Source organism: Paraburkholderia sp. PGU19, from assembly GCF_013426915.1.
GTDB lineage: Bacteria > Pseudomonadota > Gammaproteobacteria > Burkholderiales > Burkholderiaceae > Paraburkholderia.
Window position 1 is genome coordinate 1291932 of the sequence record NZ_AP023180.1, and the last position, 24383, is coordinate 1316314.

At 62.7% G+C, this 24383-nt stretch carries 26 protein-coding genes and 1 pseudogene; 12 read left to right on the top strand and 15 right to left on the bottom strand.

All coding sequences use genetic code 11. From position 1 onward, the window contains the following. The first annotated feature begins 208 nt into the window (after positions 1-208). Both H1204_RS23360 and H1204_RS23365 read left to right on the top strand, forming a co-directional pair. On the top strand, positions 209-1153 hold the full coding sequence (locus H1204_RS23360) for a LysR family transcriptional regulator (RefSeq protein WP_180733154.1): 945 nt from the start codon (positions 209-211) through the stop codon (positions 1151-1153). 96 nt (positions 1154-1249) lie between these two features. Beyond that, positions 1250-1507 carry a hypothetical protein gene (locus H1204_RS23365; protein WP_180733155.1) on the top strand — a complete coding sequence of 86 codons (258 nt, stop codon included), beginning with the start codon at positions 1250-1252 and terminating at the stop codon, positions 1505-1507. 109 nt (positions 1508-1616) lie between these two features. Here the strand turns inward: H1204_RS23365 and H1204_RS23370 are convergent, their stop codons facing one another. After that, positions 1617-2174 (bottom strand): NADP transhydrogenase subunit beta, encoded by a 558-nt coding sequence (locus H1204_RS23370; protein ID WP_180733156.1) that lies wholly within the window; start codon positions 2172-2174, stop codon positions 1617-1619. 57 nt (positions 2175-2231) lie between these two features. After that, positions 2232-3479 carry a formyl-CoA transferase gene (gene frc, locus H1204_RS23375; RefSeq protein WP_094297439.1) on the bottom strand — a complete coding sequence of 416 codons (1248 nt, stop codon included), beginning with the start codon at positions 3477-3479 and terminating at the stop codon, positions 2232-2234. A 306-nt stretch (positions 3480-3785) separates the two neighbouring features. Between frc and sucC the strand changes: the two genes are divergently transcribed. Together sucC and sucD are read left to right on the top strand one after the other, a co-directional pair. Next, complete coding sequence (gene sucC, locus H1204_RS23380; RefSeq protein ID WP_180733157.1) at positions 3786-4997, top strand: ADP-forming succinate--CoA ligase subunit beta; 1212 nt, start codon at positions 3786-3788, stop codon at positions 4995-4997. Between the two features lies 1 nt (position 4998). Continuing rightward, positions 4999-5874, top strand: a complete 876-nt coding sequence (sucD, locus tag H1204_RS23385; protein WP_180733158.1) for a succinate--CoA ligase subunit alpha — start codon at positions 4999-5001, stop codon at positions 5872-5874. Positions 5875-5935: 61 nt separating this feature from the next. Here sucD and H1204_RS23390 read toward each other — a convergent pair whose 3' ends face one another. After that, a complete protein-coding gene (locus H1204_RS23390) occupies positions 5936-6616 on the bottom strand; it encodes a GntR family transcriptional regulator (protein WP_180733284.1) in 681 nt (226 codons plus the stop codon). Between the two features lie 24 nt (positions 6617-6640). Further along, entirely contained in the window at positions 6641-6856 is a 216-nt protein-coding gene (locus tag H1204_RS23395; RefSeq protein ID WP_180733159.1) for a hypothetical protein, read from the bottom strand. 27 nt (positions 6857-6883) lie between these two features. Between H1204_RS23395 and H1204_RS23400 the strand changes: the two genes are divergently transcribed. The 3 genes from H1204_RS23400 (at position 6884) to H1204_RS23410 (ending at position 9010) form a co-directional block, all read left to right on the top strand. After that, positions 6884-7360, top strand: a complete 477-nt coding sequence (locus H1204_RS23400) for a hypothetical protein (protein ID WP_180733160.1) — start codon at positions 6884-6886, stop codon at positions 7358-7360. Positions 7361-7458: 98 nt separating this feature from the next. Then, positions 7459-8862 (top strand): OFA family MFS transporter, encoded by a 1404-nt coding sequence (locus H1204_RS23405; protein WP_180733161.1) that lies wholly within the window; start codon positions 7459-7461, stop codon positions 8860-8862. A gap of 22 nt (positions 8863-8884) precedes the next feature. Further along, positions 8885-9010 carry a hypothetical protein gene (locus H1204_RS23410; protein ID WP_036000996.1) on the top strand — a complete coding sequence of 42 codons (126 nt, stop codon included), beginning with the start codon at positions 8885-8887 and terminating at the stop codon, positions 9008-9010. Between the two features lie 62 nt (positions 9011-9072). On the opposite strand, the gene H1204_RS23415 is transcribed toward H1204_RS23410, so the two are convergent. The 10 genes and pseudogenes from H1204_RS23415 to H1204_RS23460 all read right to left on the bottom strand — a co-directional run bounded on the left by H1204_RS23415 (position 9073) and on the right by H1204_RS23460 (position 18855). Beyond that, positions 9073-10311 carry a sensor histidine kinase gene (locus H1204_RS23415; RefSeq protein WP_180733162.1) on the bottom strand — a complete coding sequence of 413 codons (1239 nt, stop codon included), beginning with the start codon at positions 10309-10311 and terminating at the stop codon, positions 9073-9075. Positions 10312-10421: 110 nt separating this feature from the next. After that, positions 10422-11183, bottom strand: coding sequence for an ABC transporter permease (locus H1204_RS23420; protein ID WP_036000988.1), 762 nt, complete (start codon positions 11181-11183; stop codon positions 10422-10424). Further along, on the bottom strand, positions 11180-12127 hold the full coding sequence (locus H1204_RS23425) for an ABC transporter ATP-binding protein (RefSeq protein ID WP_180733285.1): 948 nt from the start codon (positions 12125-12127) through the stop codon (positions 11180-11182). Before H1204_RS23425 ends, H1204_RS23420 begins: the two co-directional genes overlap by 4 nt. An 86-nt stretch (positions 12128-12213) precedes the next feature. Further along, a complete protein-coding gene (locus H1204_RS23430; protein WP_180733163.1) occupies positions 12214-12567 on the bottom strand; it encodes a Rieske (2Fe-2S) protein in 354 nt (117 codons plus the stop codon). Beyond that, entirely contained in the window at positions 12564-13451 is an 888-nt protein-coding gene (locus H1204_RS23435) for an intradiol ring-cleavage dioxygenase (RefSeq protein WP_180733164.1), read from the bottom strand. Before H1204_RS23435 ends, H1204_RS23430 begins: the two co-directional genes overlap by 4 nt. Positions 13452-13515: 64 nt before the next feature. Continuing rightward, positions 13516-14574: a maleylacetate reductase gene (locus H1204_RS23440; protein WP_180733165.1), complete on the bottom strand. Its 1059-nt coding sequence runs from the start codon at positions 14572-14574 to the stop codon at positions 13516-13518. Positions 14575-14607: 33 nt separating this feature from the next. Next, complete coding sequence (locus H1204_RS23445; RefSeq protein WP_180733166.1) at positions 14608-16071, bottom strand: aldehyde dehydrogenase family protein; 1464 nt, start codon at positions 16069-16071, stop codon at positions 14608-14610. A 90-nt stretch (positions 16072-16161) separates the two neighbouring features. Continuing rightward, positions 16162-17168, bottom strand: a pseudogene (locus H1204_RS23450) (hydroxyquinol 1,2-dioxygenase). 26 nt (positions 17169-17194) lie between these two features. Then, positions 17195-17686 carry a hydroxyquinol 1,2-dioxygenase gene (locus tag H1204_RS23455; RefSeq protein WP_180733167.1) on the bottom strand — a complete coding sequence of 164 codons (492 nt, stop codon included), beginning with the start codon at positions 17684-17686 and terminating at the stop codon, positions 17195-17197. A gap of 203 nt (positions 17687-17889) precedes the next feature. Continuing rightward, positions 17890-18855 carry a LysR family transcriptional regulator gene (locus H1204_RS23460; RefSeq protein ID WP_009770382.1) on the bottom strand — a complete coding sequence of 322 codons (966 nt, stop codon included), beginning with the start codon at positions 18853-18855 and terminating at the stop codon, positions 17890-17892. A gap of 333 nt (positions 18856-19188) precedes the next feature. Here H1204_RS23460 and H1204_RS23465 point away from each other — a divergent pair, with 333 nt between their 5' ends. The 4 genes from H1204_RS23465 to H1204_RS23480 all read left to right on the top strand — a co-directional run bounded on the left by H1204_RS23465 (position 19189) and on the right by H1204_RS23480 (position 23024). Then, positions 19189-19536 carry a DUF3564 family protein gene (locus H1204_RS23465; RefSeq protein WP_180733168.1) on the top strand — a complete coding sequence of 116 codons (348 nt, stop codon included), beginning with the start codon at positions 19189-19191 and terminating at the stop codon, positions 19534-19536. Positions 19537-19603: 67 nt separating this feature from the next. After that, positions 19604-20680 (top strand): ligase-associated DNA damage response exonuclease, encoded by a 1077-nt coding sequence (locus H1204_RS23470; protein WP_180733169.1) that lies wholly within the window; start codon positions 19604-19606, stop codon positions 20678-20680. Further along, on the top strand, positions 20677-22368 hold the full coding sequence (locus H1204_RS23475; protein WP_180733170.1) for an ATP-dependent DNA ligase: 1692 nt from the start codon (positions 20677-20679) through the stop codon (positions 22366-22368). Before H1204_RS23470 ends, H1204_RS23475 begins: the two co-directional genes overlap by 4 nt. Before the next feature lie 74 nt (positions 22369-22442). Next, on the top strand, positions 22443-23024 hold the full coding sequence (locus H1204_RS23480) for a TetR/AcrR family transcriptional regulator (RefSeq protein ID WP_180733171.1): 582 nt from the start codon (positions 22443-22445) through the stop codon (positions 23022-23024). Here the strand turns inward: H1204_RS23480 and H1204_RS23485 are convergent. Then, entirely contained in the window at positions 23021-23803 is a 783-nt protein-coding gene (locus H1204_RS23485) for a class I SAM-dependent methyltransferase (protein ID WP_180733172.1), read from the bottom strand. The genes H1204_RS23480 and H1204_RS23485 overlap by 4 nt on opposite strands. A gap of 231 nt (positions 23804-24034) precedes the next feature. On the opposite strand from H1204_RS23485, the gene H1204_RS23490 reads away from it, so the two are divergent. Next, a complete protein-coding gene (locus tag H1204_RS23490) occupies positions 24035-24361 on the top strand; it encodes a DUF190 domain-containing protein (RefSeq protein WP_180733173.1) in 327 nt (108 codons plus the stop codon). Positions 24362-24383: the final 22 nt, after the last annotated feature.

Here is a 24383-nt window from a genome sequence, read left to right on the forward strand (position 1 = left end):
TAATCCGATTTACCCGGTTGCTTTATTTGCCTGTTAAAAGTACCTGTTACCGGATCTTGTCTTTGCCGCATCGGAGCCTTGTTTTAAGCGTTAACCCGATGCTCGCGCTGCGAATCGTCCATTACAGAATCCATGCTAGGGTCAATGCTGAATTACTGATAATTAAAGTTTGTTACCATGAGGATTCACCTTCGCTTATACATCCGCCATGACAATGCGTAACGCGACCCTCCGCCAGCTGAAAGTCTTCGAAACAGTGGCGCGGCATCTGAGCTTTTCGCGCGCGGCGGAGGAACTGCACCTCACGCAGCCCGCCGTTTCCACCCAGGTCCGGCAACTCGAAGAACACGCGGGCTTGCCGCTTTTCGAGCAGCTCGGCAAGAAGATCTACATGACGCCGGCGGGCACCGAAATGCTTCACTACAGCCGCGCGATCATTCAGCAATTTCATGAAGTCGACGAAGCGATGGGCCAGCTCAAAGGCATATCGGGTGGCAAGCTGAACGTCGCGGTGATCAGCGCGGGCGACTACTTCTTTCCGCGCCTGCTTGCCGAGTTCACGCGCCGCTATGCGGGTGTCGAATTGAATCTTGCCGTGCACAACCGCGAAGAACTGCTGCATCAGCTGTCGACGAATCAGACCGATCTCGCGGTGATGGTGCGTCCGCCGCAGGAAATGGATGCGATCACCGAAGTGTTCGCGCCGCATCCGTATGTGATCGTCGCGGCGCCCACGCATCCTCTCGCCAACAAGCGCAACATCAAGATCAATCAGCTTGCGAGCGAGGCCTTCGTGGTGCGTGAACGCGGCTCGGACACGTGGAATTCGATGGAAGAAGGCTTTGCGGGGCGCCTCACCAACCTGAAGATCGCCATGGAGATCAAGAGCACCGAGACCATCAAGCAGGCCGTGATCGCGGGCATGGGCATCGCGTTTCTGTCCGCGCATACGATCAGCCTCGAATTGCAGGTCGGGCATCTCGTCGTGCTGGATGTCGAAGGCTTTCCGGTGATGCTCAACTGGTACGTCGTGCATCGCAAGAACAAGCGGCTGCCGCCCGTTGCCGTGGCGTTCAAGCGCTTTCTGATGGAAGAAGGCGCGGCCCTGATCGAGCAGATTACGCGCGTGAATCAACTGGCCGTCCATAAGTGACGCGCTATGGATAGCCAATAAAACTTTAACTATTGCGGATTCATTTCGGCTCCTATGCTTCTGACGAGCCTCGTCACTCGACATGGGAGTCCTGCAATGAATCAGTCTGCCGATCTGCACAATGAAGCGCTCCTGAGCGCCTACAACGCCGCGTTCAGTGATCTGGGCCTGCGGTTTCGCTGGAGCCAGGCCACGCTCGATTTCTTCGACGACGTCAGCAATGAAATGGCGCGCATTACCGCCTATATCGAGCGCTTTCAATCGCATCTGCTCAACGCCTATGACGCCGACTTTCTCGCGCAACTGATCTTCGACCGGAAGAACCAGTTCTATCGCGGGTCTGTCGCTCAATGACGCAGGGTTGCAGTTCATCGATGACTCTCTCCGACGGCTGTGCTTCGTGAATCCGACGATTCACGAAGCACAGCCGTCCCGTGTTTTGTTCAGTGACTTCAGTGACGCTTCAGTGACGCTTGAGCTGATAACGTTGGCGGCTGCGCACGCGCATCGCCGCGTGCGTCATATGCATGCCCCTTGCAGCTGACAGGCAGCGCGCCTGCGTGCGGCGCGGATTGCTCGTCCATGTCCAGCGCTGCGTGAAATCGTCGGCGGCTTGCATGCGCGCAGGGTCGCCGTCCCACGCGACGCGCAACGACACACCACGCCGGGCCAACATGCCGCAATGCGCAGGGGCGCGCACATCGTGCTCGTGCGTGGTCAGCATCACGTGCGCGCCCAGCGCGGCCGCCAGCAGGCTCACGGCGAACAGCGCCGCGATGCCCGGCAGTTGCGCAGGCTCGTTGACAAAAGCGTAACCAAGCCAGATACACAATCCCATCGCCAGCAGATCGACGAGCTTGTCGCCTGCCGCGACTTGCCGCATGTTCCGCCCGCGATGCGTGAGCCGGTTGACGAGCGCGGTCGACGCGATCGCCAGCAGCAATGCGCCTGAAAACACGAACACATACAGCTCCAGGCGCTCGAGTCCCGACCACGCGATGAAGCCCGCACCATCCGGCATGTCATCTCCTTGCGTCGCGCATATGCGCTTGTTCCGCTTGTTCGTTTTGTGCTTCGCTCAGATAGCGCCGACTGTTCTGAGCGCTTCGATCTGTTCACGCGAATAGCCGAGTTCGGCCATTACTTCGTCCGTGTGTTCGCCGAGCAGCGGCGAGCGCGTCACGTCCGTCGGGCTGTCCGACAGCTTGATCGGGTTGCCCACCGTCAGATACTTGCCGCGCACCGGGTGATCGACCTCGACGATCGTGCCCGTCTTGCGCAGCGAGTCGTCTTCCGCGATCTCCTTCATCGACAGGATCGGGCCGCACGGAATGTCGTATTTGTTCAGGATCTCCATCGCCTCGAACTTGGTCTTCGTCATCGTCCAGCGTTCGATCTCCGCGAAGATTTCCTTCAGGCGCGGCAGGCGTGCGCCCGGTGTCGCGTACTCGGGATCGGTGGCCCACTCTTCCTTGCCGATCACGTTGCAGATCTTCACCCACACGGGGGCCTGCGTGATGAAGTAGATGTAGGCGTTCGGGTCGTGCTCCCAGCCCTTGCACTTCAGGATCCAGCCCGGCTGTCCACCGCCCGATGCATTGCCCGCACGCGGCACCGCTTCACCGAATGTACCGTTCGGATACTGCGGATATTCCTTCATGACACCCGTGCGTTCGAGCCGCTGCTGGTCGCGCAGCTTCACGCGGCACAGGTTCAGCACGCCGTCCTGCATCGCCGCGAGCACCTTCTGGCCGCGGCCCGTCATGGTGCGCTGATAGAGCGCGGTGACGATGCCCAGCGCCAGATGCAGACCCGTGCCGCTGTCGCCGATCTGCGCGCCCGTCACGACGGGCGGGCCGTCATCGAAGCCCGTGGTGGACGCTGCGCCGCCCACGCACTGCGCGACGTTCTCGTAGACCTTGCAGTCCTCGTACGGCCCGGGGCCGAAGCCCTTGACCGACGCGACGATCATCTTCGGGTTCAGCTCCTGGATGCGCTCCCACGTAAAACCCATGCGGTCCAGCGCGCCCGGCGCGAAGTTCTCCACCAGCACGTCGCACTTCTGGATCAGCGCCTCGAGCACGAGCTTGCCTTCGGGGTTTTTCGTGTCGATGGTGACCGAGCGCTTGTTGTGGTTGAGCATCGTGAAGTACAGGCTGTCGGCGTCGGGGATGTCGCGCAGCTGTTCGCGCGTGATGTCGCCCGCGCCCGCGCGCTCTACCTTGATCACGTCTGCGCCGAACCACGCCAGCAACTGCGTGCAGGTCGGGCCCGATTGCACGTGGGTGAAATCGAGAATGCGCACACCGTCGAGTGCCTTGCCCATGTTATGCCCCTCCGAGCACCTGACGCTCTGTTTTCGATCGTCCGTGTTCTATACGGTATGTGATATATCTAATCGCTGCAAGCGCTTTCACCTCCGTAAGCAGAACCGATGAGAATCGCCTAAAGCCTTACAACACAAGGCGAAGAGGCGAACTTTCGCATTAAGAGCCCGCTTCACAAAGGGAAAACCCCGATCCATTTATCTGCTTGAGCATATCTGATATATCACATACCATATTTCTACCCTGAGCCGACCGCCCTATCAATTGACGCCTCCGAGCGTCGAATCCACTCAGCGAGGAGACAGGTGAACATTCACGAATATCAGGCGAAGGAACTGCTGAAGGGCTATGGCGTCGCCGTGCCGAATGGGCGCGTCGCGTTCACGCCGCAGGAGGCCGAGGACGCGGCGCTCGCGCTCGGCGGCTCGGTGTGGGTCGTGAAATCGCAGATTCATGCGGGCGGGCGCGGCGCAGGCCGTTTCGCCGACGATCCGAACGGCAAAGGCGGCGTGCGCGTCGTCAAGTCGGTCAGCGATGTCGGTCTGAACGCGGCGCAGATGTTGTCGCACGTGCTCGTCACGAAGCAGACGGGGCCGGTGGGACGCGAAGTGAAGCGCGTCTATATCGAGGAAGGCTGCGCGATCGAACGCGAGCTGTACCTCGGCATGCTGATCGACCGCAGCACGTCGCGCATCACGGTGATGGCGTCGACGGAAGGCGGCATGGAGATCGAAGAAGTCGCCGCGCGCACGCCCGAGAAGATCCTGAAAGTCGCGATCGATCCTGCGACGGGTCTGCAACCGTTCCACGCGCGCCAGATTGCGTTCGGCCTCGGGCTGACGGGCAAGCAGATCAAGTCGGCGGCGCAGTTCATCGCCAACGCGTATCGCGCGTTCGTCGAACTGGATGCGTCGATTGTCGAGATCAACCCGCTCGTCGTCACGCAGCAAGGCGACGTGATCGCGCTCGACGCGAAGATCAATTTCGACGATAACGCCCTGTTCCGCCATCCGTCCATTGAAGCGCTGCGCGACGAAGCGGAAGAAGACGCCGCCGAACTGGAAGCCGCCAAGCATGGCCTCAACTATGTGACGCTCGACGGCAACATCGGCTGCATGGTGAACGGCGCGGGCCTCGCCATGGCGACGATGGACATCATCAAGCTCTATGGCGGCGAGCCGGCGAACTTTCTCGATGTGGGCGGCGGCGCGACCAAAGAACGCGTCGCGACCGCGTTCCGCCTGATTCTGCGCGATCCCAAAGTGGAAGGGATTCTGGTCAACATCTTTGGCGGCATCATGCGTTGCGACGTGATTGCCGAAGGCGTCGTCAGCGCCGCGCGCGAAGTGGACTTACGCGTGCCGCTCGTCGTGCGGCTGGAAGGCACGAACGTCGAACTCGGCAAGCAGATTCTGCGCGACTCGGGGCTGCCGATTCTCTCGGCCGATCATCTCGCCGACGCGGCGAGCAAGGTCGTCGCCGCAGTGAAGGAAAACAACGCGACGGAGGCGAACTGACATGGCCGTACTGATCGATCGCAACACGAAAGTGATTTGCCAGGGCTTCACGGGATCGCAAGGCACGTTTCACTCCGAGCAGGCCCTCGCCTACGGCACGCAGATGGTCGGCGGCGTCACGCCCGGCAAGGGCGGCGCGGCGCATCTCGGGCTGCCCGTGTTCGACACCGTCGCCGACGCCGTCGATGCAACGGGCGCGAACGCATCCGTGATCTACGTGCCGCCGCCCATGGCCGCCGACGCGATTCTCGAAGCCGTCGATGCGGAGATTCCCCTCGTCGTCTGTATCACCGAGGGCATTCCCGTGATCGACATGGTGCGCGTGAAGCGCGCGCTCGCAGGGTCGCCGACGCGCCTGATCGGGCCGAACTGTCCGGGCGTCATCACGCCGGGCCAGTGCAAGATCGGCATCATGCCGGGGCATATTCACCGTCCGGGCAAGATCGGCGTGGTGTCGCGCTCCGGCACGCTGACCTACGAAGCCGTCGCGCAAACCACGGCGGCGGGCCTCGGGCAGACGACCTGCATCGGCATCGGCGGCGATCCCGTCAACGGCACGAACTTCATCGATTGCCTGGAGATGTTCCTCGCCGATGACGACACGCAAGGCATCATCATGATCGGCGAGATCGGCGGCTCGGCTGAAGAGGACGCGGCGCAGTTTCTGAAGGATTCGGGCTCGAAGAAGCCGGTGGTTGGTTTCATCGCCGGCACGAGCGCGCCGCCCGGACGCCGGATGGGGCACGCGGGCGCGATCATCTCGGGCGGCAAGGGCACGGCGGGCGCGAAGATCGACGCAATGCGCTCGGCGGGCATTCACGTCGCGCAATCTCCCGCAGCGCTCGGCGAGACGATGCTCAAGGCCATGCAGTCATGATGTGAAAAAGGCCAGCGGACTGTTGGTTTCGCTGGCCTCTGGATACATCGAGCAGCAACGCTCAGTCCAGAAAATCGCAATTCGCTTCGACGAAAGCCGCCAGTCCAAGCGAGTGATCGCGCACGAGGCGCTCCGCGAGTTCGGTGTCGCGCTTTTCCAGTGCCTCGATGATGCGCAAGTGATCGACGATCGAGCGCGACGCGCGGTCGCTCTGCGAAATCGTCATGCGGCGAATCGCGCGCACGTGGATAAAGATGTTCTTGATCGTGTCGAGAATGATCTGCGACTTCGACAGTTCGACGATGGACTGATGGAACGCGATGTTCGCATTCGAATACTCGGCGATATGTTCGGCCGGCGTCGAATCGCGGAACTGATCGAACATGTGCCGCAGCCGAGCGATCTCTTCGTCCGTTACGTGCTGCGTGGCGAGACGCGCGGCCATGCTTTCCAGCGCGGCCCACATCTGGATCATCTCGACGATCTCACGCTTGCTCTTGCGCACAATATAGATGCCGCGCCTCGGCACCATGCGCAGAAAACCTTCCTGCTCCAACAGCGTCATCGCCTCGCGCACGGGCGTGCGGCTCACGCCCAGTGATTCGCTCAGCGCCCGCTCGTCGAGGCGAATCTCTTCGCTCGACGCGTAAATGTCGGCATCCGCGATGGCCTGACGCAATAAAGCGTAGGCCTGATCGCGGAGGCTGGCGCTGTTGCCGATGGGCTGCAGCGCCAGAGGCAGGTTCAGTGCGGGTGTGGACACTGCTTAGTTCGACGAGCCGACCGCGTTCATCGCGGCTTCGACACGCGCGCGGTACGGCGTGGCTTCACGCACCGTGGCTGCTTCGAGACCGGCGAAACGGCCATGCTGCGATGCCAGTTCGGCGACATGCTGCGGAATCCACCTGGTCAGCAGCACGGTTGCGGCCGAACCCAGTCCCACGACAGCCACGGCGAAGAATGCAAGCGACACGAAATCCATTTGCTGCTCCCGTTATTGAGTGATTCGATGACTCAATCATATGCTGCGTCGCGGAAAAAATCAAGTATGTTGTATGTGGTATATCAGATACAGTTGTTCAGCGCTTGCAACAATTCCAACGTAGCACGCCGGGCCCGGAACCGCGATGGCTGGCCGTCCCAGCCGATACTGTGCTGTTTTCATTCGCTGCAAACTGTACTTCTAGAAGCGGTTGTCAGTACCAAAACGGCGTCCAACGCTGTTCCAAAAAACCACACGCGAGCCTTTCTATGTGCATACGCAGCAACTGACACGCCCAAATCGATTCCGCCCCGAAATGAATACGGGCGACTGGCGCGTCACGCCGTCACCTGCGGCAGCATGTCGCTTGAAATCGCTGTATCCCGCTGCGCACAACGGTTCCAGCGATTTCCATATGCATTTAATTCTCATATTGCCAAGCTGATCGCGGGCACCTATCGTCTCGCCATTGCCGAATTTGGCCTCCAGGTAGCACGTTTCTAAATATGTTGCAGCCCAGCATATCTCCTGAAATTTGCGCGACCTCAAGTTTCGGCAATTGCAACCGATAACCAGACGTTTAGCCCGATTGGAGACCGACCATGAGCAGCATCACTGAGCCCGGCGGTAACGCCAGCTCGCCATCATTCTTTTCAAAACAGGCAACGATCGCCCAACCTGGCTTTTCCCGCTGGATGGTGCCGCCTGCCGCCCTCGCCGTGCACCTGTGCATCGGCCAGGCCTATGCTTTCTCCGTGTTCAACGGGCCGCTCACCAAAGTCATCGGCATCACGCAGTCCGCGCCGGATGACTGGTCGCTGACCACGCTCGGCTGGATCTTCTCGCTCGCGATCGTCTGCCTCGGCTTGTCGGCGGCCTTTGCCGGCAAGTGGCTCGAAAAAGTCGGCCCGCGCCGCACGATGTTCACGGCCGCGTGCTGCTTCGGCGGCGGCTTCATCGTCTCGGCGATCGGCGTGTGGACGCACCAGATTGCGCTGCTGTATCTCGGCTATGGCGTGATCGGCGGAATCGGGCTCGGGCTCGGCTACGTATCGCCCGTATCGACGCTGATCCGCTGGTTCCCGGACCGTCGCGGCATGGCGACGGGCATGGCGATCATGGGCTTCGGCGGCGGCGCGATGATCGCCGCCCCGCTGTCCGTCGCGCTGATGAACCACTTCAAGAGCGCAACGAGCATCGGCGTGGCTGAAACGTTCATCGTGCTGGGTATCGCGTACTTCATTTCGATGTCGATCGGCGCGCTCGCGATCCGCGTGCCGCCCGCCGACTGGAAGCCGGCCGGCTGGACGCCGCCCGCGACCACGACGCAGAAGATGATCACGCGCAACCACGTGCACATCGACCAGGCGCTGAAGACGCCTCAGTTCTATCTGATCTGGCTGGTGTTGTTCCTGAACGTGACGGCCGGCATCGGCATTCTCGGCCAGGCTTCCGTGATGATCCAGGAAAGCTTCAAGGACACGGTGAGCGCCGCTGCTGCTGCCGGCTTCGTCGGCCTGCTGTCGCTCTTCAACATGGGTGGCCGCTTCGTGTGGGCATCGGCGTCGGATTACGTGGGCCGCAAGAACACCTACTTCATCTTCTTCGCGCTGGGCGCCGTGCTGTACTGGCTCGTGCCGAGCTTCGCTTCGGCGGGCAACATCGCGATGTTCGTGCTGTGCTACTGCGTGATCCTGTCGATGTACGGCGGCGGCTTCTCGACCGTGCCCGCCTATCTCGCGGACATGTTCGGCACGGCATTCGTCGGCGGCATTCACGGGCGTCTGCTGACGGCTTGGGCGGCAGCGGGCGTCGCGGGCCCCGTGCTCGTCAACTACATCCGTGCCTATCAGGTCGCGCATGGCGTCGCGAAGGCGGACGCGTACACGATGACCGTGCACATCATGACCGTGCTGCTCGTGATCGGCTTCATCTGCAACCTGCTCGTCAAGCACGTGCACGACAGGCATCACATGACGGACGCGCAACTCGCGGCCGCCAAATAAGGTCAGACAAAGGAGAAACACAATGTCGACGCAAACGCCTCATCCGACGAACAAGGGCCTGCTCGCCGTGTTCTGGGTGTATGTGCTGATTCCGCTGACGTGGGGCGTGGTGAACACGCTGCTGCAGGCGATGAAGCTGTTCGGCTGAGCCGATTTCAGCACCGCAGTTTGAAGAAGGCTGGGCATCGCTGCCCGGCCTTTTTTATTGCGCTAGCGCTTTAGCGCGTCCGCGGTCCCGGCGGGCGCAAGCTGCATCGGGAACGTGATCTCGAACGTCGTGCCGACGCCGCGCTGCGAGTCGAAGCGCAATTCACCGTCGAGCATCCGGGACAATTCCTTGACGATAGCGAGGCCGAGACCCGCGCCGGGCACGTCGTCGTCGTTGGCGCGCTCGAATTCCTTGAACACGCGGTCGCGATCCGATGCACCGATGCCCACGCCCGTATCCGACACGCGCAGACACCATGCGTCGTTGCCGCGCGCCCTGATTTCCAGCGTCACCTCGCCCGCCTTCGTGTACTTCGACGCATTCGTCAGCAGATTGATCGCGATCTGCTTGAGCTTGAGGCGGTTCGACTGTACGGACGCCAGTTGCCCGTCGAACGATGCATTCAGCTTGAGCCCTTTCTCGCGGATAGCAGGGCCGCATGAAGCGACCAGTTCCTCGAACAGCGCGTGCAGATCGACGGTTTCGACAGCGGCCTGATTCGTGTCGCCGAGCACGACCGAATACTCGACCAGTTCATCGACCAGCACCTTCATGTCGGCGGCCTGCCGGTTCGCGAGCGCAAGCGCGGCCTCGGTTTTTGCCGGCGCGCGCGCGACGAGCTGCAACGCCATCGAAAACACATTGAGAAAATTTCGAAGATCGTGCACGACGCTGCGTGTGATCTGCATGCGCGACTCGTACAGTTCACCGACCAGCTTCTGCTTGAGAAGCAGTTCGTGGTTGGCGCGTTCGAGCCGCCCCGTATATTCGTCGATTTTGCGATCCCGTTCAGTGACGACTTCACGTATCGACGTCAGCGTGACGAAGCTGACGGCCTCGTCGATGAAATAGCGTGCACGTTCTTCGTGACGCCGCGTAAAGGCGGGATGCGTCTCCGCGTACTGGACGACCGCGCCCATCAGCACCTGGCGGAACAGATCGAGTTCGCGCGCCAGTTCGTCGATGCGGTAGCCCTGCCTCCAGCGCATCTTGCCGTGCAGCTTCGCCTTGCGCTCGATTTCGGGCTCGACCTCTTCGAGGTCCTGCTGCTCGAGCGCGCTGCACATGGAATCGAGAATGTCGGGTACGTGGTCCGTCAACTGCTCGTTGGTCAGACGGTCGGGTTCTGTCAGCTCGACATCGCTGAACACGGCCTTCAGCCAGCGTTCAGTCAGCTCGACCTCGTTATTGCGGACGTGCGCGGCGAATGCGCCGAGCGGTCGTGATTGCGTCGTGGCCATGGTTGTCGCTCGCGTCTCGCTGAATGCGCCATGCTGCGATATCGAACGGCTGCGATGCGGTGTCCCGCAGCCTCTCCCATGTCGGCTTCGCGCCAACGACGTTCATCGTACTACGACTTCAGGCGATAGCCCGTTTTGAATATCCACGCGATCACTGCAAGGAAGATGCAAAGAAACAGCGCGGTCATGCCGAGACTGATGCCGACGCTGACATCCGCCAGCCCGAAGAAGCTCCAGCGAAAGCCGCTGACCAGATAGACGATGGGATTGAACAGCGTGACGATTTTCCACGCCGGCGGCAGCATCGCGACCGAGTAGAAACTGCCGCCGAGAAACGTCAGCGGCGTGATGATGAGCAGCGGCACGAGTTGCAGCTTCTCGAAGTTGTCGGCCCAGATACCAATGATGAAACCGAGCAGACTGAAGGTGACGGCCGTCAGCACCAGAAACGCGATCATCCAGACGGGATGCTGCACCTGCAACGGCACGAACAGCCCCGCCGTGGCGAGAATGATCAGACCGAGAATGATCGACTTGGTCGCCGCCGCGCCGACATAGCTGATCACGATCTCCAGATACGACACGGGCGCGGACAGCAATTCGTAAATGGTGCCCGTGAAGCGCGGAAAATAGATACCGAACGACGCGTTGGAAATACTCTGCGACAACAGCGACAGCATGATGAGCCCCGGCACGATGAACGAACCGTAGCTGATGCCCTCCACTTCGCGGATACGCGAGCCGATCGCCGAGCCGAACACGATGAAATAGAGCGATGTCGAAATGACGGGCGCGATCACGCTTTGCATCAGCGTGCGCCCGGTGCGCGCCATTTCGAAGCGGTAGATTGCGCGGATGGCATGGATGTTCATCGCACGCTCTCCTCTTGTTGTTGCTTATGCACGAGACTCACGAAGATGTCTTCGAGCGAGCTTTGTGTGGTGTGCAGGTCCTTGAAGCGGATACCCGCTTCGCTGAGGTCGTTGAGCAGCGCGACGATGCTGCTGCTCTTCTCGCGTTCGGCGTCGTACGTGTAGATCAGTTCGCCGTTGTCGTTCGCAAGCTCCAGCCCATAATCGGCCAGCGACGCCGGAACGCACGCGAGCGGCGTTTCGAGTTGCAGCGTCAACTGCTTCTTGCCGAGCTTGCGCATCAACTCCACTTTGTCTTCGACGAGCATGATCTGGCCGCCGTTGATCACACCGATGCGGTCAGCCATCTCTTCGGCTTCTTCGATGTAATGCGTGGTGAGGATGATCGTCACGCCGTTCGCGCTCAACGAGCGCACCAGCTTCCACATATCGCGGCGCAGTTCGACGTCGACACCCGCCGTCGGCTCGTCGAGAAACAGGATGCGCGGCTCGTGCGACAACGCCTTGGCGATCAGCACACGCCGCTTCATGCCGCCCGACAACTGGATGATGCGGCTATTGCGCTTCTCCCACAGCGAGAGATCGCGCAGCACCTGTTCGATATGCGCCGGATTCTTCGGCTTGCCGAACAGGCCACGGCTGAACGAGACCGTCGCCCAGACGGTTTCGAAGGCATCGGTGGTCAATTCCTGCGGCACCAGTCCGATCAGCGAACGCGCGGCGCGGTAGTCGGTGCGGATATCACGGCCGTCGACGGTCACGGTGCCTTCGCTCGCATTGACGATGCCGCAGATGATGCTGATGAGCGTGGTCTTGCCCGCGCCGTTCGGCCCGAGCAATGCAAAGATTTCGCCTTGGCGAATGGAGAGGTCGATACGCTTGAGGGCCTGGAAACCCGATGCGTATGTCTTCGACAGATTCGAGACCGAGATGATGGGTAGCATAGACGCGAACGATAGCAGATACCGCCCCGCCACGCCGTTACTCTGCCCGATTTGACGTTCCAGCGCCGCCCATGCGCGCGGTTTTGTCAAACACCGTCGTCTTCCTGACTTTCGATCACCATCCGCGCTTCGACGCGCACGGGCACGCGCGTCAATGCTGCGCCAAGGCAAGGCCCATCGACGCACACGCCGTCCTCGAAGCGGAACATCGCGCTGTGATGCGCGCACATCAGATGCTCGCCGTCATAGGTCCAGAAAGTGTCCGGCTCGTAGTTGAGCGGGATCGAGAAGTGCGGGCATACATTACGATAAGCCCACGCGCGATCGCCGCGCCGCAGCACGACGATGGCAGCCTCGCCCGCTCCGGTAGGCGCGACCTCCCTGCCGCCGCCATCGGGGATGTCATCGAGCGGACACAATGCCATTGCCGTCATCATCATGCCGCTCCGTCTGAGCGCGTCAGCACGAAGTCGCGCTGCACGTCGAAGAACGGGCTCGGCAAGTCCCACTCTTTCGCGTCGGCGCGGCTCTCGTTCGTGACGTACTCGACCACGAGCGAAGGCTTCACGCCGAACACCGCATCCGAATCCACATACGGGTCGTCGGAACTGAACAGCGCCGTGGTGAGCGTGTCATAGCCGGGCGCCTGAATCAGGAAATGCACATGCGCGGGCCGCATCGGATGACGGCCGAGCGCGAGCAGCATCTGGCCGACGGGACCATCCGTCGGAATCGGATAGGGCGTCGGCTTGATCGAACGGAACGCGTATTCGCCGCTTGGTCCCGAGCGGAAGCGGCCGCGCAGATTGCTTTCCGGCTGGTCCGGGTCCTGTCCTTCATACATGCCGTTATTGGCCGTTTCCCACACTTCGATGAGCGCATTCGGCACGGGCTTGCCCGACTCGTCGACCAGCCGCCCGCGAAACAGCGCCGGCTCGCCTTCCGTGCGGGCGATGTTCGCGCCGAACGCTTCATCGTGCGCGCCTTCGCGATAGAACGGCCCGAGCAGGCTGTGCTCCGTAGCGGCCGATTCCGTCACGTCGTGCCGGCGATGAATCGCGTCGAGCATGATCGACAGGCCGAGCGTGTCCGACAGCAGAATGAACTCTTGGCGAATGCCATCGCACTTCTTGCCCGTCTGCGTGAGGAACTCGATGCCGCGCCGCCATTCGTCGCCCGTCAGTTGCACTTCTTCGGCAAATGCGTGCACGTGTTTGATGAGCGCCGTCATGATCTCTTTCAGGCGCGCGTCGGCGCAGCCCGAAAGCGTGGCGAGCACGATGTCGGTAGTGGGATGAACTGAGTTGCCGCTTGTCTCTCTCATGATGTCCTCACGCTCTATTGGCGCTGGTTGCGTTGTTCATTGCTTCAGGAATATAGCGCCGGCGCTATGCGGGCCTGCGTCCTTCGTAAGCATTTTCCAGCAATGCGCGAAGCGGTTCGCGCTCCACCGCGCGCGGATTCCAATAAGGGCTTTTCAACGCGAGATCGAGCGCGACATCGATATCGCCTTCCTTCATGCCGATGTCTTTCAGCGCGATCGGTGCGCCGTTGTCGAGCGCGAGATCGAACACGGCCTGTGCGGCATCGTCCGCATGCAGGGCGCGCGCGATACGCTGCATCGCGTGCGGCGCCGCCGCGCGGTTGTACGCTAGCGCGTGCGGCAAAACGATTGTGTGCGTCTCGGCATGCGGCAGATTGAACGTGCCGCCAAGTGTATGACACAGCTTGTGATGCAGCGACATGCCGACACTGCCCAGCACCGCGCCGCACAGCCATGCGCCATACAGACATGCGGCGCGCGCATCGAGATCGTCAGGTGCCTTCATCACGCGCGGCAAGCCTTCGCCCAACGCGCGTATGCCCTCTTCCGCCATCAGGCTCATGATGGGATTCGCGTCCTGCGCGTACAGACCTTCGGCGGCATGCGCAATCGCGTTGATGCCGCTCGTCAACGAAAGCGCGGGCGGCAGCGATACGGTCAAAGACGGATCGTAGATGACCGTCTTCGGCAACACGCGCAAGTCACGGCCCGTCTTCTTCACGCCGCCTTCCGTGAGGCCGTAGATCGGCGTCATTTCGGAACCGGCGTAAGTGGTCGGAATCGCGATGATGGGCAGCGACGTTTCGAGCGCGATGGCCTTGCCGAGGCCCGTCGTCGAGCCGCCGCCGATGGCGATTGCGCAATCGGCGCCGACACGCGCCGCGTAGTCGCGCGCGGCACGCGCCGTTTCGATGGGTACGTGCATCACCGCTTCCGCATACACGCCCGCCGCGCGCGGCCCGATGCGTTCCGCGAGTTGCTCGGCCTGTGTGCGCTGTTGCGGTGTCGACAGCACGATGGCGCGTTGCGCGCCGAGCCATTCGATCTCGCGGCCCAGATGATCCAGACTGCCGACGCCGAATACGACGCGCGAAGGCAAGCCCTGATAGACGAACGGTTCCATGTCGTTAGCGTTCCAGCACGGTTTCAGCACAATTCAACGCGGATAATAAGGCGGGATCTGCGCGTCGACATTGATCCACACCGACTTGGCCTGAGTGTACTCGCGCATCGCTTCGAAGCCCATTTCGCGCCCGTAGCCGCTCGCGCCGACGCCGCCGAACGGTGAGCCCGGGCTCACGCGCTTGTAGCAGTTGACCCACACCATGCCGCTATGAATCTCGCGCGCAATGAGGTGCGCGCGTTGCAGATCGCGCGTCCACAGGCCCGCACCGAGGCCGTACTCCGTGCCGTTCGCAATGGCGAGCGCTTCTTCGTCGGTGCGGAACGTCGTCACGCTCATGAACGGGCCGAACACTTCTTCCTGCGATACACGATCCGTCGGCTTCGCTTCGACGATGGTCGGCTCGACATAGCAGCCATTGGCGAGCGCCGCATTGTCCGGCGACTTGCCGCCCGACAGCACGCGTCCGCCCTGCTCGCGCGCGATATCGACATACGACAGCACGCGGTCGCGATGCTGGCGCGAAGTGAGCGGGCCCATTTCCGTGGTTGGGTCGAGCGGATCGCCGATACGGATCGAACGCGCGAGCGCGACGAACTTCTCGAGCACTTCGTCCGCGACCGACTCATGCACGATCATCCGCGACGCGGCGATGCACGCCTGCCCTTGATTGTGGAAGATGCCGAACGCAGAACCTTGCACGACGGCATCGATATTCGCGTCGCTGAACACGACGTTCGCGCCCTTGCCACCCAGTTCGAGCTGCACCTTCTTCAGATTGCCGCTCGACGCCTGCACGATCTTGCGCCCCACAGCCGTCGAGCCGGTGAACGCGACCTTGCCGATCTCCGGATGTTCGGCGATGTACTGGCCCGCCACATGCCCAAGCCCCGGCAGAATATTGACGACGCCCGCCGGAAAGCCAACTTCGGCCATCAGCTCGGCAATCGCGAGACTGGAGAGCGGCGTGAGTTCGGCGGGCTTCATGATCACGCAGTTGCCCGCTGCGAGCGCGGGCGCCATCTTCCAACTGGTGAACATCAGCGGAAAATTCCACGGCACCACCTGCCCGACGATGCCCACCGGCTCGCGCGTCAGATAATTCAGAAAGCCCTGCTCGACGGGAATCACCGAGCCTTCGAACTTGTCGGCCATGCCGCCGAAATAGCGGAACGTCGCCGCCGTGCGCGGCACATCGAGATTGCGCGTGTCGCGGATCGGATGACCCGTGTCAATCGATTCGAGGCGCGCGAGCCGGTCCGCATTCGCTTCGATCGCATCGGCGAGCTTCAGCAGCAGACGCCCGCGCTCCGCGCCCGCCATGTTGCTCCACTTCGGGAACGCCGCTTTCGCCGCAGCGACGGCGCGATCGACGTCGGCGTGATTCGCCATCGCAACGTCGGCGATCACCGAGTTGTCGTGAGGGTTGAGCGTGGCGAGTGTTTCGCCCGAGAGCGATGGCACGAAGCGGCCGTCGATGAAGAGTTGCGTTTGCATGTCAGTCCTGCTCGATGAGGCGTTTGGGCGTGAGCGTCCCCGCGGCGCCACCTGTCAGGCGCCGTCCACAGGGAACACGAAAGGATGTGCTTAAAGCTGAATCGGATACGGCGGCAGTTCACCGCTCTCGTAGCGCTTCGGTAGATCGGGCGTTGCGTTCTCCCACACCAGCAGCATCGAACGCTTCTGCGAATAGCCCTTGTGGCGGATATCGGCGGGCATCGCGGCGATGTCGCCCGCGTTCATCGTGATGCGCGCACGCGGCTCGCCCGTATCTTTGTCGGCGACGTCCCAGATGATCTGATCCGACAGTTGCAGGAACCACTCGACGCGATCGTTGCCATGAAACACGGGCAGCACGAATTCTTCCGTCGTCGGGCAAAAGAGGCTCTGCTTGCACACCGACGTCACGGACGGATTCCACGTGACATCCGAGCGCGACAGATACTTGAACAGACTGAACGCATGCAGTTCCTTCTCGAAGCCAGGCGCAGCGTGAATCTCCGGCTCGTCCTGCGCGACATCGGCGAATTGCCGGTTGATGGGGAAATCGTCGCGCAGCGGCGAATCGCCTTCCAGTCCGGGCATGCGCTTCGTGGCAATGCGCGTGCGTTCGATCGCCGCGATGTTGTCGCCATGCTTCGCGCCGAATGCGGAACCCGTCTCTTCGGGGCGGCGAACGGGTCGAAGCCTTCGTTGACCCAGTCCCGCAGAATCGCCTTGAAGGTCGCCATGATGACGGGCGTATCGAACTGCTGCGTATGATCGACCGCGGCGTCGCGGAAGCTCGCGTTATAGGCGCCCGCATACATGTCGACCTTGCCGTAGTGATTGCGCGTGCCGATCACTTCGTCGAAATTGACCCAGCCGTAGAAGAAACCCCACGCGACGTCGCGCATCATCGCGCGCAGGAAGTCGTCGGCGTGCATCTGATGCGAGCGCTGCTCGCCTTTCGCGGGCCACTTGACGGTGACGAAGTAGGCGTCGCGTGAAAACTCGAAATCGCCGAGGCGAAACGTGCGATAACCCGTGGCGGCATCCGGCTCGCCGGCGCTGACGTTTTGCAGCGCGTTTTGCAGCGTATTGACTGTGCTCATGACCCACTCCAGAAAAAGGTTGTGCGTTACTGAATGCAGATGTCTTTCCACTTCTCGACCGAATAGCGGCCCAGAATGGTCTGCACCAGCAGCACGCCCTTCCCTGCCGTCTCGAAGCGATACGCGGCGCCCGCGGGCAACAGCGCCTGATGGCCGCGGCGCAGCCGCACGAAGCCCATGCTCTTGCCCGAAGGCGTGCCGTCGAGGCGCACACTGCCTTCCGTTTGCGCATCGACGAGCGGGCCGTCCGAAGGCTTGATGAAATGCACGTCGATCTCGCCGTCCATCACGACGCAGAACTCGTCGTGCGATGCCGTGAACCACGGCGACGCGCCTTCCGCGCGCAGCGTTTCGATCACGTACTTGAGGTTCTTGCCGACCACGATCTTCTCGTACGGCGCGGCATGGCTCGCGACTTCGAACACATTCGACATTGCGTAGTGCTCGGGCTTGCCCTTGATGATTTCGATGGAGCCTTTACGGTAGTTGTCGAGACTCCCCAACCAGGTCTGCTGCATGTCTGCCTCCTTGAATCTCCGTTGATTCTGTCGGCCACGGCTTGCGTGGTCTTGCGTGATTCCATGGACGCAAGAGTAAGTGCCGGGAGGCGCAACAGCAATGATCCGAGGTTCGGCAAATCAGAACGCTGGGTGCGGGTAGAAGACCCCAGGGAAATTACCTGGCGTCGGCGCTCGGGCCTGACGGGCGGGCCGTGCGGCGCTCACTGGTCGGCAAGCTCTTCGCCGACGCTCTTCGTATCTTCATCGTCGGGGGCGATGCCGAGCGCCTTGTCCCATTGCGGCTCGCGCAGATAGCGCCCCCGCAGGAAGTCGACGAACGCCTTCACCTTCGCCGTCGAGCGATGCGAGGCGGGGTACACGGCCGACAGCCACAGCGGCGGCGCCGCGTAATCGGGTAGCACGCGCTCCAGACGGCGTTCGAGCAGATCGGCGGCGGCGACCATCGTCGGCAGATAGACGACGCCCGCGCCCGCCCGCGCGAATTCGAGCAGCAAGTGCACGCTATTGGTTTTCAGCACCGGATTCAGCGCGATCTCGAAGCATTCGTTGCCCTTCATCAGCGGCCACTTGTCGCCCCACGGGTAGTACGAGTAACGCGCGAAATCATGCCGCAGCAAGTCGAGCGGCGTTTCGATCACGGGCTCTTCCTTCAGGTAGCCGGGCGCCGCGCACAGCACGCCACGCACGGGAAAGAGCCGCCGTTCGACGAGCAGGTTCGACGCGGGCGGATAGATCTGCAACGCGAGATCGAAGCCTTCCTGCACGGGGTCGATCACGCGGTCGTTGACGGTCACGACGAACTCGATGCGCGGATGCGCCTCGCGAAACTCGATCAGCGCACGCGAGAAATGACCGAGCGCGAAACCCGGCAACACGTGGACATTGAGCGTGCCCGACAGCGACTCGTGCTGCGCGGCCGAGCGGCCGGACAGATCGTGGACCTTGTTGACGAGTTCCGCGCATTCCCGGTAATACGTCTCGCCTATCTCCGACAGACGCACCGCGCGCGTCGAACGATGAAAGAGCGGCACGCCGAAGTGCTCTTCGAGCTGCTTCACACGCGATGTGACGACGGATTTCGCCACGCCCAGCTGGCGCGCGGCGCTCGCGAAGCTCTGGGCCTCGGCGGCCCGCACGAACGCTTCCATCGACATGAACAGATCCATGCTGTCTCCTGTGCAACACGTGCTGAATGACGGGCCTTTCTCTGCTGCGCCGCATGAAGAAGGCCGTTTCCGTTAATACGCTGAGTGTACGTTTTTTCGCGCGCGGCTTCGCGATGCGCAGCGAATCAGGATGCCGCGTAAAAACGGCAATGTCCCCGTGCAGTTTGTACAGAACACTGTGCGGCGCAACAGCGTGCGTCCTGGCGGCCGGCCTTGCTGCACTGCGAACACGAGCGAATCCCAAAACCTGGAACAGCCGTTGCTTGATCCGGCGAAAGCCATTGCCCTGCCGCCAGGTCCGGGCGGCTGCAAACATGCGGACATGGAGGGTTCATGCGTCTGTCGATTCTGATCAATACATCCGACCCGACCGTCAATCACGACTACGCGGTGTTGTGGCTCGACACGATCAACCACGCGTGGACGTCGCAGGATCGTCGGGGCGTCGAATTGCCGTCGTCGGGCGAGGTGCGCGAGGACGGGCACGTCATGTCGCTGTGCGCGCGCGGCAGCGAAGCGCCGCTCGTCACGCTGTACGGCGTGCGCGTCGACCGGCATGGCAACATGACGTCGGCGCAAGGCCAGGCGACGTGGATCTCGCACTCGCGGCCCAACGCCGTCGCGGGCTTCTGGCGCTTGCAGGCCGTCGAGCGTGAAAGCTCGCCTGCGATACGCCGTTAGCCGCACTCCCCATTGACGCACAGGCGCAGGCCTGCAGACATCGCGTGGCGCTTCGCGGAGACAAGCTTTGAGCCAACAGACAGACCTGATCGTCGCGCGTCCCGAAGGCCTGTACTGCCCGCCAGGCGACTTCCATATCGATCCGTGGCGGCCCGTCGAGCGTGCGGTCATCACGCATGCCCATGCCGATCACGCGCGCTTCGGGCATCGCCGCTATCTCGCCGCTGAACCCGGCTCGCTCGTGCTGCAGTCGCGGCTACCGGGCATCGCGTTGCAAACGCTCGCGTATGGCGAGCGCATCGCGATCAACGGCGTCGACGTGTCGCTGCATCCGGCTGGACATGTGCTGGGTTCGGCGCAGGTGCGCGTCGAATATCGCGGCGAAGTGTGGGTCGCATCCGGCGACTACAAGCTCGAGGCCGATCCCACTTGCGCGCCGTTCGAGCCCGTGCGCTGCGATACCTTCATCACCGAGTCCACCTTCGGCCTGCCCATCTACCGCTGGGACGCGCCGCAAACGGTGTTCGACGGCATCGACAACTGGTGGCGTCACAACGCGGCCACGGGGCGCGCTTCCGTGCTGTTCTGCTATTCGTTCGGCAAGGCGCAACATATTCTCGCGGGGATCGATGCGGGCATCGGCCCGATCTTCTGTCACGGCGCCGTCGAACCGTTGAATCGCGCGTATCGCGCAGCGGGTGTCGCGCTGCCGTCCGTGCGCCTCGTCAGCGAGATTCCCGCGAAGAACAAAGAGGCCTTCCGGCAGGCGCTCGTGATCGCGCCGCCGTCCGCGCAAGGCAGCGCGTGGCTGCGGCGCTTTGGCGACTACAGCGACGCATTCGCGTCGGGCTGGATGCGTCTGCGCGGCACGCGCCGGCGGCGCGGCGTCGATCGCGGCTTCGTGCTGTCCGATCATGCCGACTGGCCCGGCCTGCAAACGGCCATCGCCGCGACGGGCGCGCGGCGCGTGATCGTCACGCATGGACAGGTCGAGCCGATGGTGCGCTGGCTGCGCGAGCAAGGCCTCGAGGCGGGCGCGTTCGCAACCGAGTACGGCGACGATGCAATCGAAGCGGACGCGGCAGCGGCCAACGAAGGCGAGCCCGCGATGAGCACCGACGTATCGCCGCCCGAAGCATCATGAAGCGCTTCGCCACGCTCTATACCGCGCTCGACGCCACGACATCGACGCGCGACAAGCTCGATGCGCTGATCACCTATTTCCGCGCCGCGCCGCCCGAAGACGCCGCGTGGGCGTCGTATTTTCTCGCGGGCGGCAAGCCACGCCAGTCGGTGCCGACGCGTCTGCTGACCGACATCGCGCGAACCCGCGCCGGCCTGCCCGAGTGGCTTTTCGAAGAGTCGTATCAGGCCGTCGGCGATCTCGCGGAGACCATTGCGCACGTCTTGCCGCCCGCCGCGCGCACCTCGGAGCTCGGCCTCACGCAGTGGATCGAGGAACGCATTCTGACGCTGCGCGGCGCGTCGCCGGAAGTGCTGCGCGAACGGCTCGTCGCGTATTGGGACGAACTCGACTGGAGCGGCCGCTTTCTGTTCACGAAGCTGATCGGCGGTGGCTTTCGCGTCGGCGTGGCGCGGCACCTTGTGGTGCGCGCGCTCGCCGATGTGGCGGGCGTCGATCACAAGCTGATCGCGCAGCGCATGGTCGGCTGGACGGATTCGAGCCAGCCGCCCGACGCCGCGCGCTATCTGCGCCTGATCGCGCCCGCACCTTCCGGCGATACAAGCAATGACGCGCAAGCCGCGCCAATCCGCCATGAAAGCGAACTCGGCCTGCCCTATCCGTTCTTTCTTGCGCATCCATTGCAGGTCGATCCCGCGACGCTCGGCGAGCCGTCATCGTGGTTCGCCGAATGGAAGTGGGACGGCATCCGCGCGCAAGTGGTGAAACGCGATGGCCGCGTGTGGGTCTGGTCGCGCGGCGAAGACCTGATCACGGACCGCTTTCCCGAAGTCGTCGCGCTGGGCGAGACGCTGCCCGACGGCAACGTGCTCGACGGCGAAATACTCGCGTGGGAACCGGGCGCGCTCGCGCCGCTGCCGTTCGCGCGGCTGCAACCGCGTATCACACGCAAGTCGCTGACGAAGCGCGTGCTCGCCGAATCGCCCGCAACCTTTCTCGCGTACGACGTGCTCGAAGCGAACGGTGACGATCTGCGTATGCAACCGCTGCACGAACGGCGGGCCCGGCTCGATGCACTCGGCGCTACGCTCGCAGGCACGCTCGCGAAAGATCTGCTACGCGTGTCGCCGCTCGTCGACGCGCACGACTGGAACACGCTTGCGACGATGCGCGATGAAAGCCGCGCGCGCGGCGTCGAAGGTCTGATGCTGAAGGAGCGCGCGTCGATGTATGGCGTGGGGCGAACCAAGGCGTCGGGCACCTGGTGGAAATGGAAGATCGATCCCTACGCCGTCGATGCCGTGCTGATCTACGCGCAACGCGGCCACGGCCGGCGCGCGAGCCTCTATACGGACTTCACGTTTGCCGTGTGGGACGAGGCCGACGGCGTGCGCACGCTCGTGCCCTTCGCGAAGGCATATTCAGGCCTCACCGACGAGGAAATGCGCGAGGTCGACGCCATCGTTCGCAAGACCACCGTCGAAAAGTTCGGCCCGGTGCGCAGTGTCACGCCGACGCTCGTGTTCGAACTCGGCTTCGAAGGCATTCAGGCGAGTCCGCGCCACAAGTCGGGCGTGGCCGTGCGCTTTCCCCGCATGCTGCGCTGGCGCACCGACAAGCACATCGACGACGCCGACACGCTCGCGACGCTCAAAGGTTTCATCGACGAACGCGAACGCGCGCGTTGATGTCCGCATTTTTGTGCATTCTAGCCAATGGTGTCAAAATACGGTTTTAGGCATTTCCAGGACCGAGGCAAACCATGGCAGGAGTTCGTCAGTTCAATGAAGACGACGCTTTCGCGCACGCGCTGGACGTCTTCTGGCGCAAAGGCTTTCGCGCCACGTCGATGCTGGACCTCGCCGAAGCGACGGGTGTGCAGCGCGGCTCGCTGTACAACGCATACGGCGACAAGGAAGAGATCTTCATGCGCGTGTTCGAACGCTATGCGCAGCGTTTCGTCGCGGATGCGCGCAAGGCGCTCGACAAGCCCGATCTGCATGACGCGCTGACGTCGTTCTTCACGTTCGCGATCCGCTCGATCTCGCAGGGCACGCCCACGCGCGGCTGCCTGTCGACGAAAACGGCCGTCGAGATCGACCCCGACTCGCCGCGTCCGCGTGAGGCGTTGCAGGCCATGCTCGATGCGCTCGAAGCGGCCCTCCTGAGCGTGCTCGACACGAAAGAAGCCCGCGCGCAACTGACGCTGCCGCCGCAGCAGGCAGCGAACCTGATCGTGACGACGACGCGCGGCATCGCGGTGATGGAACGCGTCTACGGCGATCCGAAGAAGCTCAGGCAGACGGCGTTCGCACTCGTCGATGCGCTGGTGCGCAAGCACTAACCCACTCGCTTCAACCGATACGCGTACGTCACATACGGCACCGTCACCGTATCGTGCGCGGCCAGCGCCGGCTCCGACGCGATCAGCGCGCGCACCTCGCGCTCGACTTGCGCCCACTCTTCGGACGGCAACGCGAGGATGAAGCTCGTCGAGTGCACGCGCGTCACGATCACATCTTCGACGGGTCCCGTGTGCCCGTGCGGCATGTGCCGCTCTTCCAGATCACCGAAACCCTCGGCCGGGAACACGTTGCGCCATTCGCCCGTGTGGTAGCGCGGCGCATCGCCTTCGCGCGCGTTGACGATCGCGTCGAGCCGCTCGATCCACGGCACGCGCGCATCGCGCACATTCCACACGAGTCCGAGATGGCCGCCCGGTTTCAGCACACGGCGAATCTCGGCGAGCGCAGCGGACGTCGCGAACCAGTGAAACGACTGTGCGCACAGCACGGCATCGACGGAGGCGTCGTCGAGCGGCATGCGCTGCGCAGTGCCATCGCGCACATCGACTTGCGGCAGCGCAGCGGCGATTTTTTCGCGCATCTGCGCAACGGGTTCGACGGCGATCACGCTTGCGCCCGTTTCGACGAGACGCGGCGTGAACTTGCCCGTGCCCGCGCCGAGATCGACGGCCGTCTTGCCCGGCCCGAGCGCCAGGTCGCCTTTCAGCCAGCCTGCCAGTTCCGGCGGATAGTCGGGGCGGCCCTTCGCATAGGTATTCGCGCCCTTCGTGTAGCCTTCCGACGCGGCGTGATGAACGTGTGGCGTTTGGTCGGTCATAGCGGTATTTGCGGTGTTTGCGGTATCGAAGATCTTCATTGTGAACGATCCATTTACGCGCGAGCAAATGATCACGCTCATGACGCACTGCCGCATCGATCGGAGATCACCTCGTGCCGTAATCATGGCCATTCGAAGGCAAACGGGCATCGCTCTTGCGAGACTGTCGCGCGCGCGTTCACAGCGCGATAATGGTTCTCACACGTCGGCGCACAGCGCATGGAGGTCGGCATGCAAGGCAGCCAGCTCACCGTGTTCGCGGCCACGACCGGCCCGCGCAAGCACCATCAGACGACAGTCGCCTGGATACTCGACGAAGCGCGGCAAGCGGGCATCCATGGCGCAACCGTCGTCGATGTCAGCGAATGCGTGGACGTGCACGGCAAATATCACGCGGCGCGCTTTGTCGAACTCGCCGAGCAGCCTGTCGCCATCACGCTCGCGGGAGAAAGCGAGCGCGTCGATGCGCTGCTCGACCGCCTGCGGCAAGGCAACGTGCCGCTCTTCTATACGCGCTGCGCCGTCGATTACGAGGTGCTCGGCAGCGGTGTCCCGTGAAAGCGCGTAATCTGCTTTAGGT